This window comes from Erythrobacter sp. S158 (assembly GCF_057364915.1).
The window spans coordinates 1,441,652-1,458,157 of the sequence record NZ_CP200279.1; the positions used below are offsets into that span (position 1 = coordinate 1,441,652).

Here is a 16,506-nt window from a genome sequence, read left to right on the forward strand (position 1 = left end):
TTGCCTCAGGCCCTTCAGGCGCGAGCGACAGCCGCCAGCGATCGACCGACAGTCGGGCGCACCAGACGGCCAGGATACGGCGGGGCGGCGTGCTCGAGTGTGCCGGGGACTTGCGAGGCGCTGCGGGCAGAGAGGCGTCCTTTGTCATAAGTGAGTGTCCATTGTCCGGGAGCATGGCTGCGCGCTCGGAAGAGCTCGGCCTGCCAGGCAGGCACACCGGGAGCGTCTGTATTCCAGAGCGGCGGCTTCGAAACGGCAGGCCGGGCCCGCCAGCGCATCCGCGCCGAGGATAGGTCCGCCTCCGCCTCGATCCGCACCAGCCACAAGGCGATGCCATGCTTTTCAGCAGCAAGGCTGAGCCTGCGCGAGGCGGTGAAATCGAGCACGCGCGGATTGCCCGCGATCTCACCGATGACGCAGGCAAGGTCGCGGCACTTGAGCCCCTCCTCCAGCGCGAACAGCGCATCTTCGGGCTTGTGAGCCTCAACATGGATCAGGCGCTCGCGAAACTCTTCCGGCAGGCCGTGAACGTAAGGCCGCCCACCCATTTGCACCGCACGCGCATCCTGAACCCACAACACGTGTCGGCGATCATCGGCCTCAGCGAGCGGGTCTTCAGGCTGCGCGGTTGCTTGCAGTGCATCGCGTGCCAGAGCCAGCGCCAGTCCTGCCCCACTTGCATCACGGGCGCTGGCGAAAATCTCGCTATGAAGCGGCTGATCGCGAAGGCCCGGTTGCCAGCGCCCTTCCCTCGCCTTCGAGATCGCCGCGATTTCCTCCGCCGACAGAGTATGAGCCGACAAGTGCGGCGCTGCGCCGCCTGCCGGGCGAACCGGAGGACGTGATGGCACGGACAGATCGCGCAGGGCTTTCGCCCCGGAAGGAAGAGCAGGACTGGTCATAGGAACATGTAAAAGACTCGCCCGAGTCTCATTTGTTCCTAATATGTTCTCATTTACCTGTCAGTGCAACGGTTTTTCGAACCGCCTGACCGCAACCGCCAACTCAAATGGAACGTTGCCCCCTGCCCGCGCATTGGATGGATAGACAAAGGAGATACAACAATGCGTTACAATCAAGGCAAAGCCGACGAACTCAAGACCCAATTCTGGAAAGCTCTGGCGGATTCGCCATTCCTGTTCCTCCAACTGGACGGACAGCCTGAAACCGCAGTCCCCATGAGCCCGCAGCTCGACAAGGACGCCGATAGCGCGATCTGGTTCTTCACCCACGCGCACAGCGACTTCAACAAGCTTGGCGCAGCGACCGCAACCTTTCAGGGCAAGGGCCACGACATGTACGCCCGCTTCAATGGCACGCTGACCCGCGAGACGAGCCAGGAGCGTTTCGACCAGTTCTGGAACAACTTCGTCGAGGCCTGGTACGAAGGCGGCAAGGACGATCCCAACATCGTCTTTCTGCGCATGGACCTGGGCGACGCCGAAATCTGGAGTGGCGATCTCGGCCTACTCAACACCGCCAAGATGGCGCTCGGCATGAACGTCCACGACGAAGCCGAGAAGGAGCACGTCGAAGAAGTCGCGCTCTAAAACCCGACCAAAACGAAGAAGGGCCGCTCCTTATCGGGCGGCCCTTTCGATTCAGAGCTTAGCCGAAGAGGCCAACATAGAGGATCACGGTCAGCACGATCGGACAAACATAGCGAACCAGCGCTCTCCACGTCTTGTGCAGCAAACCGTCCAGACCGTTCTCGCTGTCGATCAGCTTCGCATCCGCAATCCAACCGACAAAGATGCAGGTCAGGATCGCACCGATGGGCATGAACAATTTCGCCGTCACACCATCAAGCGTGTCGAAGAAGTTCGTTTCCGCAAAGATCGGGATGAAGCTGAGCGGATAGAAACCTGCCAGATCGTTGAAAGAGAGCGCCGACAGCACCCCAAGAACCGCGGCACCTGCGCCGACGATGACGGTCGCAACCGAACGCGAGATATTGAACTTCTCGAAAACGTAGGCGGTCGGTGCTTCCAGTAGCGAGACCGAGCTGGTCAGCGCAGCGAAGAACACCATCACGAAGAACGCGAGGCCAATCAGCGATCCGAACGGCATGGCCTGAAACGCGATCGGGAGCGACTGGAACATAAGGCCCGGTCCAGCGCTCGCCGAGAGACCCGCAGCAAACACGATCGGGAAAATTGCAAGGCCAGCCAGCAACGCAACGCCAGTGTCGGCGCTAGCGATGATGCCCGAGGTTTCACCCAAGTTTGTATCGCGGTTGGCATATGCGCCGTAGGTCATCATCCCGGCCACGCCGAGCGACAACGAGAAGAATGCCTGCCCCACAGCTGCGAGCATCACTTCGCCGGTCAGCTTCGAGAAGTCGAAGGTGAACAGGTAGCTTACCGCATCACTGAAATTGCCCGTGAAGGCGCCGTAGATGGTGATAGCAAGGAACAGCAGGAAAAAGAGCGGCATCAGGTAAACGGCAACCCACTCAATCCCGCTAGAAACACCGCGCGCCACGAAGAACATAGTCACAACTAGGAACCCGAGGTTGAGGCCAACCATCAGGCCGCCATTGCCGAACAGGCCGGGAAGCAGTCCTTCGATATCTTCGGGAGCACGGCCCTCGAAAGCGCCGCCAGCCAGACCCGTTTGCACCAGATCGTTCGCGAAGACGCCGATATAATAGACCACCCAGCCGCCTACGACGCAGTAAAAGCTGAGGATCAGAAACGCCGCAAATACGCCCATCGAAGCAAGAACGCTCCACCCTTCGGGAGCGTTTAAATCGCGCGCAACACGCCGCACGCTCTCAGGCGCATTGGCCTGACCGTGACGCCCGATCAGCACCTCCGACAGGAGTACCGGCAGGCCAATGAGCAGAACGCAAAAGATGTAGAACAGCACGAAGGCGCCGCCGCCATTCTCGCCGGCTTCTGCTGGAAACCGCCACATGTTGCCAAGGCCCACCGCTGAACCGACCGCTGCGAGAATGAACGCGCTGCGTGAAGACCAATTCTCGTGGCCTGAACCTGCTGCTGCCATGTGTAGAAAAATCCCTCTTGGATCGCGCTTCCCCAAGCGCGTTGTCTTGTGTGGACGCCTATCTGCAATGATTCTGCGCTCTCGCCAAGGGGGGAGAGCAATATCCTTGTTTGTCGTTTGTCGCATGCGGCGCTAAATGAGCGCCCATGTCGACCACATTTCAGCTCGATACGAGCACCAGCCGAGCCCATCCCACCCCTCAGCCGATGAAACGGCTCACTGTCCCGCGCATCCGTGCGAAGAAAAAGGACGGCGTTACCGAAGAGCCGCTGGTGATGCTGACCGCCTACACGGCGCGTCAGGCGCAGCTACTCGACGCACATTGCGACATTCTGCTGGTTGGAGATTCGCTTGGGCAAGTGATCTACGGGCTGGATTCGACCATCCCGGTCAGCCTCGAAATGATGGCCAATCACGGCGCTGCGGTGGTGCGCGGGAGCTATCATTCGGTCGTAGTCGTGGACATGCCTTTCGGTTCTTATGAGGCCTCAAAAGAACAGGCATTCGAAAGCGCCGCTTTCCTACTGAAGCAAACGGGCGCAGCGGCGGTGAAGCTCGAAGGCGGCGAAGCGATGGCCGAGACGATCGAGTTCCTCAATTCGCGCGGCATCCCTGTCATGGGCCATGTGGGCCTCACCCCGCAGGCTGTGAACGTACTCGGAGGCTACATGGCGCGCGGTCGGTCTGACGCCGAAGCGGACAAGATTGTCAGTGACGCCGTAGCCCTCGACAAGGCGGGTGCCTTTGCCATCGTTATCGAAGGCGTCGTTGAACCGATCGCGATTGAAGCCACGCAAGCGGTTGCCTGCCCAACTATCGGGATCGGTGCATCGGCACAATGCGATGGACAGGTGCTAGTCACCGAAGACATGCTCGGCATGTTCGAACGCGTCCCGCGCTTTGTGAAGAAGTACGAGGATATTGCGAGCGTTATTGAGAAAACCGTCGCATCCTATGCCCAGGAAGTGCGTGAGCGTTCATTCCCGAGTGAGGACCAGACTTATCAGCCCAAGGCCTGATCGTCGGAGAGCAGCGTTGCGACTGGCGCCGCAATCATCAACTGCAGCAAGTGGTAGAGGAGCAGCGGCGCGATCACGAATCCTGCTATCTCGGCAGGAAACAGAATCGCGGCCAGCGGGGCACCGATTGCCACGCTCTTTTGCGCACCGGCAAACAAGAAGGCGATACGATCCTCTCTCGAAATCTTGAGCATACCGCCAGTAAGCCAGGCACCGCCGGAAGCCGCGATCAGATAGGCTACCACCAGCGCGATCAGGATCGTCCAGCCAGTGGCACCGAAAAGCGATGCGAGACCCTGCTCGACCGCGCCGGAGAACGCGACATACACCGCGATACCGATAACCAATCGGTCGAGCCATGCGACCTGCGACTTGCGGTCCTGCAGCCATTTGATCGTCCACCCCTGCACCGCTTGTCCAATCATGAAAGGCAAGATGAGTATCAGGCCAATCCGGATGATCGTCTCAGTTCCAATATCTGCCGCCTCACTCCCGGCGAGCAGCGCGAACAACGGCGCAGTTATGAATACGCCCGCAATGTTGATGAGCGCTGCTCCAACGACCGATAGCGCCACATTGCCGCCAGCAAGGCTCGTGTAGGAGGTCGCTGACTGGATCGTCGAGGGCAGCGTCCCGAGATAGAGAAAGCCCAGCGCGACCATTGGCGGCAAAGCAGTGAGCGCCAGATTGGACAGCCCCAAGCCGATCAGCGGCATGGCTCCGAAAACGAATGCAAAGAGCGGCCCGAAGAACCGCCAATTGGTGAACCCGCGTGCGATTTCGCCGCGAGCGATCCTCATTCCGTTCACCAAGAACAGGACGAATATTGCGACATTGGAGACCAATTGAGCGCTTTGCCGACCTTCGCCACTCGCGGGCATCATGAACGCAAATGCAGTCGCTAAGAGAAGCACTGCAATCATTGGGTCAGCGAGAATGGAAAAGCGTTTGCCCATGTGCAATGCGCCAGTGCCCGGTCGGCTGCAGATTGTCGAGTTATGGGGTCAGAAATTCGCTTGGCTTGAGATCGCTCAGCAATTGATCGAACTTCGCCGCATCATCTTGCTGCCCCAGTGCACGCGCAGTTTCTGCGCGCAAGGCAAGGACGTCGAGATCGTTGCCCGCGCCAAGCTCGATCGCTGTGTCAAGCAGCACGGTCGCTCTCAACCAATCCTCATTCCCGGCGCTTCGCTGCGCCAAGAGGAACAGCGCCTCGGTGTTATGCGGGTCGCCTGCAACATGGCGAGCGTGCAGGACCTCGGCGGAAATCTCGTCACCATTGGCGATGAATGCCTCTACCATTTTTCGCGTTAGCGGCCACGACCGACGTACACGAGCAGAGACTTCATAAAACTGAAGCGCTTTCTCAGCGTCACCACTCGCAAGGTAGGTGTCACCGGCAAGCGAATGAATGTCTCCCGACAGCGGGGCCCTATCTATCAGGATGTTTGCCAGCCGACGTGCAGGAGCGAGATTGCCCGCACCGACGAAGTCTCGGAGTTCGGCAGTGGCAATCGGCAGTTGGCCACTTTGACGCGCGGATCCCTGGAGTACGACTTGTTCATCGGCGCGTCCCTCCAGCGCTCGTTCGATGAACGGGATCGCACGCTTACGCTCACCCATACGTTCGAGACTGCGCCCGACCAGCATCACGAGATAGGGTGAAGCGGAAGGACGGGATGCCAATGCCTCGAACCGATCAATGAGAGCACGATCGCGCCCACCCAGCCAAAGGGCTCGTGCGAGCAGTTCGTTCACACGCACATTCGCTGGCTGACGTTCTGCGAGTTCTACCAGAGTTTCTGCCGCAGTGTCGAAAGTGCCTTGCTGTAGATTGACAATGGCATCGAGCATCATGGCCGAAGCCACTCCGCGCTGAACAAGTCCGCTTCGATTAAGTAATGTGCCCGCCAAGACCGGATCGCCCCCGCGTGCCGCAAGAACGGCCTGGAGAAAATGCACCTGCGGATGGTCGGGCGCTACCACAGCCAATTGCCGGACAACTGTCAGCATGTCGGTGTACCGGCCCAGATCGCCAAGCGTGGCCGCGTAATCCGCGAGGATCTCCGGGTCTGAAGGGGCTGCTGCCGCAGCGGCCTCGAACCAGGGCAGCGATTCCAAAAGGCCGTTGGCATCGCGCACCAATTGCGCCCGCATCAGCAGGGCTGAAGGATACTGCGGGTCAAGCTCGAGAGCATAGTCCGCCGCCTCAATTGCAGTCAGATGCTCGCCTCCACGGAAACGCAGGCGCGCGATCTCCACCCACAGACCCGGATTTTCAGGCTCAAGTTCGCGCGCCTCGTCATAGTACTGACCCGCTTCACTCAGATTGCCAGCATTCACCGCCACTCGGGCATCGTCGATCAATTCGAGAAAGTCGGGACCTCCCGAGATGGCGGTCGAGGCGGCGGTCTCACTGTCTCCTGAACAGGAGCAGAGAGCGATTGCACCTAAGATCGCGAACAATCTACGCATGAAGGTCGTACTGTTTGAGCAGGTCGTAAAGTGTTGGACGGCTGATCCCGAGCAGCTTGGCGGTACTGGAGATGTTGCCTTCGCTTCGGGCCAGCGCATGGCGGATCACCCGGCGATCGGCCTGTTCACGAGCAGCCTTGAGGTTGAGGACGTCAGAACTCTCTTCTTCTTCGCCGTCAAAATCGAGGTCGGCAGCACCAACCAATTTGCCTTCTGCCATGATCACCGCGCGCTTCACGCGGTTTTCCAGTTCGCGCACATTGCCCGGCCAATCATGCGCATCAATTGCAGCCAGCGCATCGGGCGCAAAGCCAGATACGGCAGGGTTCATCTCTGTCGCAAATCTCTTCAGAAAGGCCTTGGCGAGAAGGACTGCGTCTCCGTGCCGTTCTGCCAGGCCGGGGATGCGCACTACGATCTCGGCCAGTCGGTAGAACAAGTCTTCGCGGAAGGTTCCGTCCCGGATCATTTGCTCAAGATCCTGATGGGTAGCGCACACAATTCGCGTATCGACCGCAATCGTCTTTCGCCCACCGATCCGCTCAATCGTCCGCTCCTGAAGAAAGCGCAGCAGCTTCACCTGAAGAGGGAGCGGAATGTCACCGACCTCGTCGAGGAACAGCGTGCCTCCGTTTGCGCTTTCAATCTTGCCCTCAGTTGTCTTCACTGCACCAGTGAACGCACCCTTTTCGTGACCGAATAGCTCGCTTTCCAACAGGTTCTCGGGGATCGCTGCGCAATTGATGGCGACGAAGGGCTTGTCCGCGCGGTTGCTCGTCTCGTGCAAGCCTTGCGCAAGCAGCTCCTTGCCCGTCCCACTCGCGCCAAGCAGCATCACGGAAACCGAAGTCGATGCAACGCGCTCGATTGTCCTTGCAACTTTCACCATCTCCGGCGCGCCCGTAATCAAACGGCCAAGCACAGTCTTGTCCTCGCTGGCATTGGCTACAAGCCGGCGGTTCTCGCTCTCAATTGCATGAAGGTTGAACGCGCGGCGCACGATGAGACCGAGAGCGTCGATATCGACCGGCTTCTGATAGAAGTCATAGGCTCCGCGTTCGATTGCACGCAGCGCACTCTCACGTGCGCCATGTCCGCTGGCGACGATGACCTTGGTGTCAGGTTTGAGCTCCATTATCGCATCGAGCACGGCGAAGCCTTCGGTGGTGCCGTCTGGGTCGGGCGGCAATCCAAGATCAAGCGTCACGACCGCTGGGGCCTCGCTTCGAAGCGCCGCGATCGCGCTGTCGCGGTCACCGGCGATGACGACCTCAAAGTCCTCATACGCCCATTTGAGTTGCGCCTGGAGGCCTTCGTCGTCCTCGATGACAAGCAGGGTTGGTTTCTTATCAGCCATCATGCGACCTTTTCGTTCTTGGGCTGGGGTACTATTGACCCGGCATTCGCGCGGGAAAGCAGGCTTGCCGTTTCGGCGACGGGCAAGGTGGCGGCGAAACGGGTCCCAATTCCTTCTCGGGATTCGACTGACAGACGGCCGCCCATCGATTTGATCATCTCGCGGGCCTCAAGAGCGCCAATTCCAAAACCGCCCTGTTTTGATGAGACGAAGGGTTTAAACAGGCCCGTGCGTACGAATTCAGGCGACATTCCCTCGCCTGAATCGATGATCTCAATCTGTCCGGTGATGCCGTCGCTGCTGACGCTGATATGGACAGCATCTTTCGGCCCGCTCGCATCGACCGCGTTCTGAACAATGTGCACAAGAGCTTGCTCAAGGCTTTCCGCATCCGCCAGTACTTCAACCGTTTCCGCTTGCGTCACCTGGACCGGGTGAGCGCTCTTGAAACGCTGCTCAAGGTCGCGGGCCAAGACACTCAAATCGACGGGTCGGAGCGTATTTACCGACTGGCCGCCATATCGACCCAGCCTCGCCAAAAGCGCGTTAAGCTTGTCCGAGGAATTGCGCAGCGTCACTAACATGTCTGCCCGAAATGCCGGATTGTCTGCGTGCTTTTGGGCATTCCCGGAAAGCAGTGATAGCTGGCTCGCCAGATTTTTGATGTCATGCATCACGAACGCCATTCGCCGATTGAATTCGTCAAATCGGCTTGCGTCCATCAGAGCCTGTTGCCCCGCCTGCTCGGCAAGATAGCTGGCCAATTGCTGACCTACGACGCGCAACAGATCGAAGTCTTCCCAGTCTAGACGACGTTCGATCCGTGGTCGCGCGAGCACGATCGCGCCTACCAGTCTGTCGAAGTGAATGAGCGGTACGACCGCCCATGCATCTTCGGCTTCGATCAACCATTGAGGGACATGCTCAAGCTCGCCGACGTGGTCGATCCCAGCTCGAGCCTCTCCGAGATCCAGGATATGATTGTGCTGCTCCAACAAACCAGCGAGCGCGAAATCGGTTGCTTGTGCAGGGACTTCCAGAGTTGCCCAGTTCCAGCGAGCGGAGAGTTCTAAGCGTGCTTCCTCATCGGGTACGAGCAAAAGGCCCGCCGGACTGTCGGTGATGTCTGCGATCGCCTTCACCGCGCGTTGGTGGAAACTGGAATTGCCGCTCGACTTCTGGCTGATCGTTTGTGTGAAGCGCAGCCACTCTTCGCGGTAGTCATAGCGATGCTGAAATAGATGCTTTGCAGCGGTGACCCTCAACCAACCGCGCATGCGTTCCGACGGAAGCCAAAGAATTGCGGCAACCACCGCAAGCACAAGGAACAAAGCCTGGCTCGCCCGGGCGATATCGCCGCCCAGCAGCGCCAACCCTCGCGTAACGACAATCATCATCGACAAGTAACTGCCGATCACAAGCAGCGAGAGTGTCTGGAAAGTCACCGCCCGCGATGGGCTGAACTGCAGACCCGCGCTGGTGGCATTCGCCCCTAGCGCAAGCGCAATAGCAAAGAGGCCAGTAGCAATTCCGCGCGCGGCCATCAGGAATGCCGGCGTTTCTCCAGCGAGATAGGCTACGGTGAATAGATTGAGATCATAGGCAAATATTCCGGCAAGCGCGATGCCGCTCCACCGGATGATCTGGCGCGAAACGTTGGCGGCGCTTGCATAAAGGTTATGCAACAGCACCAGAGCGCCAACTGCCACAAGCATGTTCAGGAGCGTGCCGATCTCAAAGATCATCAATTGGATCTGCTCATATTCGGCAGTTTGCGAACTTACGAAGAGCAGAACCGGTTGAAGAAATTGAACAGCAACTAGCGAAGCGATTACCGGGCGGATCGGCTTCAGGCTTTCATCGCGGCCGTCGGCGGCAAAGAGCCGGGAGATCACCGCGATCAATGCGAGGTTGCGTGCCGTCGCTGCGAGTTCCGCCTCAGCGGCATTCGGCCCGAATACGACGCTTATGACGCACCAGATTGCGGTGAGAGTGGAGGCAGCGATGGCGGCCCTGCGATCAGGCCGCGCTTCATCGCCCGAGCGCGCAATCCACAAGCCAGCGCCACCCGCCAGGAACGCCCCAGCGAGATAGCACAGCATTGTCGCGCTGTTCAGAAGAGCGGTCAGCCATTCCATTAGCGTGCACCCTCAGGCCACAGGATCACGCGCACCGTCTGCAAAAGGATTACGAAATCGAGGAAAGGCGTGTAGTTCTTGGCGTAGTAAAGGTCATATTCGAGCTTCTTGCGGCTATCTTCAGTCGAAGCGCCATAAGGGTAATTGATCTGCGCCCACCCCGTAATGCCCGGTTTGACCATGTGGCGCTCGCCAAAGAAAGGGATCTCTTCCTGGAGTTCATCGACAAAGGTGGGCACTTCGGGACGAGGGCCTACAAAGCTCATCTCGCCTTTGAGCACGCTCCATGTCTGCGGCAGTTCGTCGATGCGAACCTTTCGAATGAAGCGGCCCACGCGCGTGATCCGGCTGTCATTTTTCTCAGCCCACTTTGCTCCGTCTTTTTCGGCATCAACCCGCATTGAACGAAGCTTGATGAGGTGGAATGTTTGTCCAAATAGACCCACGCGCTCCTGCCGGAAGAAGGCGGGGCCACTGCTGTCCAGCTTCACGATGATCGCGAACACAGCGATGATTGGGGCAGTGAGCAAGAGCAGGACCAAGCTTGCCACAATGTCGAACACGCGTTTGACTGCGCTCGAGAACATCCGCCCGCTTGAGAAGCCGTCAGAGAAGATCAGCCAACTCGGGTTGACCGTATCAAGATCGACCCGGCCGGTCTCTCGTTCTAGGAAGCTGGAGAAGTCGTTGACGTGCACGCCCTTGGTCTTGATGCGCAACAGGTCATTGAGAGGCAGCGAGTTGCGGCGCTCTTGCAGGGCGAGAACCACTTCGCTCACGCCGAGGTTCTCAACAAAGCGGCCAAGATCATGGATCGCCTCACGCGCGATCGCTTCTTCGACCACGCGTTCAGGTTCACCCATCGCGATGTAAGAGACAATCGCGAAGCCGGCCTCTGGCTTTTCGGACAGTTTGCGAAGCCGCTGTGCCCTGTCTCCCGCGCCAAGAACCATGACCCGTCGGCGAAATGCACTCGAACCTAGGAAGCTGTTGAGCAGAAGACGGTCGGCAACCAGCACCAAAACCGTAAAGCCCATCGCGTAGAGCAGTGTCGAACGCCAAAAGGTTTCGCCGGGCAAAATCCAGTCGATGGTAGCAAGTGCGATGATGCCAAGGCTGATCGCAACCAGCAACCGAGCCCCTGCAAACCTCAACGATCGCAGGGCATAGGGCCCGTAAACTCCGACAGAGATCATCGCGAGCCAGACAATAGCGGCGGATCCAAGCAGCGGTATCCAGCGCGACTCGATCGGGTCCAGGTCCATCCCGATCTGCGACGCGCGAACCTGCCACGCCAGCTCGCCAGCCAGCACCAGCAGGGCAAAGTCCAACAAGCCGAGCAAAATCACGGCATGGGGGATGTAGTGCTTGAACAAGCGGATCATCGCGTGGCGAAACCTTTGAATACGGTTTTGTGCGATGATCTCTGTAAGCGCCAAGGCTTAAGTGTCGGTAAACTTTACAGTGCAGTTGGAAGCCGCGCATTTCCTTGGGTGGCGGCGGTTAACAGCGTGTAAGCCTCATGGCTTAGCTTCCCTTCTGGAGCGACAGTCTGGCGGGTGCAGGCGTCAGGCAATCGGCACGGCCGCATCGAGGGCATCCCACGCCAAGAGGTACCGCGTCGAGCGGGTCAAGCGATACACCGCGGGCCTGCGCCAATTCGCCCGCGAACCGTGCTTCCAGTCCAAGGACGATAGCGCGGCGCGCTGAACAGGCCGCGCCGTCGACTTCGACGGTTCGGACGATTGTGAACCAATGCCGGGGTACCGCCTCTCCTTCCCCAAACGTGACCGCTTGTGTCAGCATAGTCCCGCGGCTCTCGAACGCAGCATATGGCGCCCATGCAGGCCAGCGTGCTCCTTCGAGCGGATAGGCTGCACCGCTAGCGCCCGCTGTGAAATGGACCATTCGCCCGGTTCGCCCAAACCGGGCGCTGAAGAATGGAAGGCCGCGCTCTCCGACGCGTTGAAGGGTCGTCAATCGCTGTGCCAACTGGTCGAAGCTGACCGAGAAGCGTCGCCCGAGGATCGGCAAATCGTACCCCGTCTGCTCGCAGGCTCTCAGGAAACGACTGTAAGGCATGAGAAGTGCCGATGCGACGTAGTCGGTCACATGCTCACGAAACCGCTCACGAGCCTCCGGCGATGTCAGATTGGCGCCCGCGACCACGGTCTCGATACCATCGCGTTGTTCCAGAGTCGCAATCTGGCGTGCGATCTGAAAACGCCGCGCAGCACCGCCCAGCATCTCGGAAAGCTGCAGTTGGCGCGCATGCAGATCGAGGCGATGGACAAGGCCGGGCACAACCTCCGAAGGCAAGACGCGCACGCTGAGACGATGTTGTTCGCGCAGCCGCTCAATCAACGCAGCGCTTATGTCACCGCGCGACAGACGCAGCTCGTCCGCGAGATCTTCCGCGGCGTGATCGAGGTCGGCGAAATGGTTTTGCCAACGCTCCACTGCACGGCGCGCTTCGCCAATCGGATCCTCACCGCGTTCCGCATCCGGATGGGAGTTGTCGTAAAGTCGTGCAAAGGCAGCAGCCGCCTGCGGTGCTGCGGCAAGAAACTCCTGTACCTCTTCTCGATCAATCCCAAGGTCATTGAACCGCTTGTCTGCCATGCGCCGTGCAAGCCCATCAACGCCGCCGATTGCCTCATCCTCACGCAGGTCGCGCGGATCAAAGTCGTACCGCTCAATCACCTGCACCAGCACGCGCGCAGAGAGCGGTCGCTGGTTTCGTTCGATCAGATTCAGATAGCTCGGCGAGATCCCGAGAGATGCGGCCATTGCCGCCTGGGTCAAGCCTTCGCGCTTGCGCAAACGACGCAGCGACGGGCCAGCAAGAAGTGTGCTCTCAGCCATACGCGATCTGTAAATATCTTTACATCGTTACACAAGAATTACCTGATCTGGTGCCATACAGACACGAAATTCTGTAACTTTTCCTGTCGCGCTGCACTGCACCATGGCATCGCTCCGCTCGTCACATTCCTCCCCTCGGACACAGGAGACCTCTCATGACCTATCAGAATACCGTCGCCCAAATGCAGAGCGTTATCGAAGCCAATGGCCCAAGCTGGGGTGCAATCGACGCCGAAGCGACTGCACGCATGGCCATCCAGAACCGCTTCCCCACCGGTCTCGATATCGCGAAGTACACCGCGAAGATCATGCGCGCCGACATGGACGCGTATGACGCTGATCCGGCCAACTACACCCAATCGCTTGGCTGCTGGCACGGTTTCATCGCGCAGCAGAAGATGATCTCGATCAAAAAGCACTTCGGCACCACCAAGCAGCGTTACCTCTACCTTTCGGGCTGGATGGTCGCCGCTCTGCGTAGCGAGTTCGGCCCTCTCCCCGACCAGTCGATGCACGAGAAGACCACCGTGCCTGAGACCATCGAAGAGCTCTACACGTTCCTCAAGCAGGCCGACGCCCGTGAACTCGGTATGATGTTCCGCGAGCTCGACGCAGCGCGCGACGCGGGTGACGAGGTGAAGGCCAAGGACATCGAGAACCAGATCGACAACTACGAAACCCACGTCGTTCCGATCATCGCCGACATCGACGCAGGCTTCGGTAACGCCGAGGCGACCTACCTGCTCGCCAAGAAGATGATCGAAGCAGGCGCTTGCGCACTTCAGATCGAGAACCAGGTTTCGGATGAGAAGCAGTGCGGTCACCAGGACGGCAAGGTCACCGTCCCGCACGAAGACTTCCTTCAGAAGATCCGCGCGATCCGTCACGCCTTCCTCGAGATGGGCGTTGAAGATGGCGTCATCGTTGCGCGCACCGACTCGCTGGGTGCCGGCCTTACCAAGCAGATCGCTTACTCGACGCAAGCTGGCGACCTTGGTGACCAGTACAACAGCTTCCTCGATTGCGACGAAGTCGATCCGGCCAACATCACCAACGGTCAGGTCTTCATCAGCCGCGACGGCAAGCTGATGGCTCCCAAGCGCCTCCCCTCGAACCTCTTCCAGTTCCGTTCGGGCACTGGCGAAGACCGCTGCGTTCTCGATTGCATCACCTCGCTTCAGAACGGCGCGGACCTGCTTTGGATCGAGACCGAGAAGCCTCACGTCGAGCAGATCGCAGGCATGGTTGATCGCGTCCGCGAAGTGATCCCGAACGCCAAGCTCGTCTACAACAACTCGCCTTCGTTCAACTGGACGCTGAACTTCCGTCAGCAGGTCTATGATGCCTATGCCGAAGCGGGCAAAGACGTGTCGGCTTACGATCGCGACAGGCTGATGAGCATCGACTATGACGGCACCGAACTCGCCATCGAAGCCGACGAGAAGATCCGCACCTTCCAGGCCGACGCTGCGAAGCGCGCTGGCATCTTCCACCACCTCATCACGCTGCCGACCTACCACACCGCGGCGCTCAGCACGGACAACCTTGCCAAGCGTTACTTCGGTGAGGAAGGCATGCTTGGCTACGTCCTCAACGTTCAGCGCGAAGAGATCCGCCAGGGCATCGCCTGCGTCAAGCACCAGAACATGGCCGGTTCCGACATCGGCGATGATCACAAGGAGTACTTCGCCGGTGAAGCCGCTCTCAAGGCAGGCGGCAAGGACAACACCATGAACCAGTTCGAGGCTGCATAAGCAGCGGCGAAGAGAGGGATCCCGCGAGGTCGGCAAACACTGGCCTTGCGGGAACCGAACACAACCTTCATTAGCTGTATCACCATCACCCGGATCAAACCGGGCAAGCGAGAGAGACTAGATGAGCGATACCGATACCCCGAGCAAAGAACCCTCACGCGCTCGTGCGCTGCTTTCGACCGCCGACATGAAGCTTCTTCGTCGCGCGCTTGAAAGCCACGCTCGCGGCACCGAGGACCGTGACGAGCTCGCCAAGATCAACGCGCTGCACCACCGTCTTGGGACCTACGTACCCAACGCCGAGTAGGAAAGCGCTTTCGGCCCCTTGCGCCACAGCGCGCCGCGCCGACCTAACACCTTCACCAATTCTCCTGGGGAGGAGAACACGGCCACCGAGAGGGATTCGTCCCGCTTGGTGGCCGTAATGATTTGGGAGCGGGTGTTAGCCGCCGCTCCTCGGCATCAGGTCCAGCGTGGCTGCCGTCAGAGCTTCGGTTGCGGTGGCGATCACCACTTCGGCGTCAGGCGCCCAGAAGGGTGAGTGAAGGCTCGGCAACTCGACTTCGCCGCGTTCTGAGGCGAGGTATTGCTCCATTGGCACACCGCCGACCCAGAAGATCAGCGATTCCACCGTTTCGGGATCAGCACGGTAGAACTGGCCGAAGTCCTCCCCGCCCATGACGCTGGGCGTCTCGCGCACGCGGTCGCCAAAGCGCTCTTTCAGGCCCGCCATCACGTTCTCGGTGAATTCGGGCGTGTTGTAGGTCGATGGCGTATACGGATCCTGCACCGTCACGCTCGGCAGCTTGTCTTCGGGCATGCCCGCAGCCATCGCCTCGCCACGAGCAATCCGCTCAATCCCTTCGAGCAATGCAGCGCGCACTTCGTCGGTGTAGCTGCGCACCGTGATTTGCAGGCGCGCTTCGTCGCTGATGATGTTGTGCTTGGAGCCAGCGCGGAAGCTGCCAACTGTCACCACCGCCGGGTCGAGCGGGCTGATCTCGCGGCTGACCAGCGTTTGCAGGCGCGTCACCACATTCGCGCCGATCACCACCGGGTCGACCGTCGTGTGTGGGTAGGCGCCGTGTCCGCCAATGCCCGGAATCACCACATCGACACTGTCGACATTGGCGAGCGCGTAGCCTTTCGAATAGCCGATGAAGCCCGCAGGCGCCTGCGCGGCATCGTGGAAGGCGAGCACGTAGTCGGGTTTGGGGAAGCGTTCGTAGAGGCCGTCTTGCAGCATGGCGAGAGCGCCCTCGCCCGTTTCCTCTGCCGGCTGGAGGATCATGACCAGCGTGCCCGACCAGTCATCCTTGCGCTCGGCCAGCAGCTGCGCCGCGCCGACCCACGCGGCCATGTGAGTATCGTGGCCGCAGGCGTGCATGACACCGGTCTCAACGCCCGTTGCCGGAACCGCCGTGCGTTTCGAGGCGTATGGCAGGCCGGTCTGTTCGATAACCGGAAGGCCGTCCATGTCGGCGCGCAGCATCACCACCGGGCCAGGGCCGTTCTCCATCACAGCAACGACGCCGGTCTGGCCAACACCCTCAGTCACTTCAAAGCCGAGCGCCCTTGCCCGCTCTGCCAACTTGGCGGCGGTTTCGAACTCCTGAAAGCTCAGCTCGGGGTTGGCATGCAAGTCCTTGTAGAGCTCAAACAGGCCCGGCATTTCTTCCATCACGGCCGTGCGCAGTTCGTCAGCGCCAGCTTCCACGTGCGCTTCGGCGAGTGCCGGAGTGGCGCTCATCGAAAGCGCCATTGCCATTGCTGCGCCTGCCATCAGGTGCTTCATCATGTCGGTCTTTCCCCTCTTTTGAGCCATTTCCTATAAACCAAGCGTTTTGAGGCACTTGGTTGAGAAGTGGACCGCATGTTACACGGTCCTG

Annotated in this window: 13 protein-coding genes; 4 read left to right on the plus strand and 9 right to left on the minus strand. The window is 59.7% G+C overall.

Annotated elements, in window-relative coordinates; genetic code table 11:
- Positions 1–14: 14 nt before the first annotated feature.
- Positions 15–902, minus strand: a complete 888-nt coding sequence (locus AC0V6T_RS07195; RefSeq protein WP_486125566.1) for a recA-like protein — start codon at positions 900–902, stop codon at positions 15–17.
- A 162-nt stretch (positions 903–1,064) separates the two neighbouring features.
- Here AC0V6T_RS07195 and AC0V6T_RS07200 point away from each other — a divergent pair, with 162 nt between their 5' ends.
- On the plus strand, positions 1,065–1,550 hold the full coding sequence (locus AC0V6T_RS07200; protein WP_007164050.1) for a pyridoxamine 5'-phosphate oxidase family protein: 486 nt from the start codon (positions 1,065–1,067) through the stop codon (positions 1,548–1,550).
- 58 nt (positions 1,551–1,608) lie between these two features.
- Here the strand turns inward: AC0V6T_RS07200 and AC0V6T_RS07205 are convergent, their stop codons facing one another.
- Positions 1,609–3,009, minus strand: a complete 1,401-nt coding sequence (locus AC0V6T_RS07205; RefSeq protein ID WP_486125569.1) for a sodium-dependent transporter — start codon at positions 3,007–3,009, stop codon at positions 1,609–1,611.
- 146 nt (positions 3,010–3,155) lie between these two features.
- Here AC0V6T_RS07205 and panB point away from each other — a divergent pair, with 146 nt between their 5' ends.
- A complete protein-coding gene (gene panB, locus AC0V6T_RS07210; RefSeq protein ID WP_486125571.1) occupies positions 3,156–4,028 on the plus strand; it encodes a 3-methyl-2-oxobutanoate hydroxymethyltransferase in 873 nt (290 codons plus the stop codon).
- Here panB and AC0V6T_RS07215 read toward each other — a convergent pair.
- From AC0V6T_RS07215 to AC0V6T_RS07240, 6 genes are all read right to left on the minus strand, one after another.
- Complete coding sequence (locus tag AC0V6T_RS07215) at positions 4,013–4,984, minus strand: bile acid:sodium symporter family protein (RefSeq protein WP_486125573.1); 972 nt, start codon at positions 4,982–4,984, stop codon at positions 4,013–4,015. The genes panB and AC0V6T_RS07215 overlap by 16 nt on opposite strands.
- 40 nt (positions 4,985–5,024) lie before the next feature.
- A complete protein-coding gene (locus AC0V6T_RS07220) occupies positions 5,025–6,503 on the minus strand; it encodes a tetratricopeptide repeat protein (protein ID WP_486125575.1) in 1,479 nt (492 codons plus the stop codon).
- Positions 6,496–7,860 carry a PEP-CTERM-box response regulator transcription factor gene (gene prsR, locus AC0V6T_RS07225; RefSeq protein WP_486125577.1) on the minus strand — a complete coding sequence of 455 codons (1,365 nt, stop codon included), beginning with the start codon at positions 7,858–7,860 and terminating at the stop codon, positions 6,496–6,498. The genes AC0V6T_RS07220 and prsR overlap by 8 nt, the downstream gene beginning before the upstream one ends.
- A complete protein-coding gene (gene prsK, locus AC0V6T_RS07230; protein WP_486125579.1) occupies positions 7,860–9,998 on the minus strand; it encodes an XrtA/PEP-CTERM system histidine kinase PrsK in 2,139 nt (712 codons plus the stop codon). The genes prsR and prsK overlap by 1 nt, the downstream gene beginning before the upstream one ends.
- Entirely contained in the window at positions 9,998–11,383 is a 1,386-nt protein-coding gene (locus AC0V6T_RS07235; protein ID WP_486125581.1) for a TIGR03013 family XrtA/PEP-CTERM system glycosyltransferase, read from the minus strand. The genes prsK and AC0V6T_RS07235 overlap by 1 nt, the downstream gene beginning before the upstream one ends.
- Before the next feature lie 142 nt (positions 11,384–11,525).
- Positions 11,526–12,863 carry a helix-turn-helix domain-containing protein gene (locus tag AC0V6T_RS07240; RefSeq protein WP_486125583.1) on the minus strand — a complete coding sequence of 446 codons (1,338 nt, stop codon included), beginning with the start codon at positions 12,861–12,863 and terminating at the stop codon, positions 11,526–11,528.
- Between the two features lie 155 nt (positions 12,864–13,018).
- Between AC0V6T_RS07240 and AC0V6T_RS07245 the strand changes: the two genes are divergently transcribed.
- Positions 13,019–14,617 carry an isocitrate lyase gene (locus AC0V6T_RS07245; RefSeq protein WP_486125585.1) on the plus strand — a complete coding sequence of 533 codons (1,599 nt, stop codon included), beginning with the start codon at positions 13,019–13,021 and terminating at the stop codon, positions 14,615–14,617.
- A 121-nt stretch (positions 14,618–14,738) separates the two neighbouring features.
- Positions 14,739–14,924: a hypothetical protein gene (locus AC0V6T_RS07250; RefSeq protein WP_007164040.1), complete on the plus strand. Its 186-nt coding sequence runs from the start codon at positions 14,739–14,741 to the stop codon at positions 14,922–14,924.
- A 135-nt stretch (positions 14,925–15,059) separates the two neighbouring features.
- On the opposite strand, the gene AC0V6T_RS07255 is transcribed toward AC0V6T_RS07250, so the two are convergent.
- Entirely contained in the window at positions 15,060–16,412 is a 1,353-nt protein-coding gene (locus AC0V6T_RS07255) for an amidohydrolase (protein WP_486128535.1), read from the minus strand.
- Positions 16,413–16,506 lie beyond the last annotated feature (94 nt).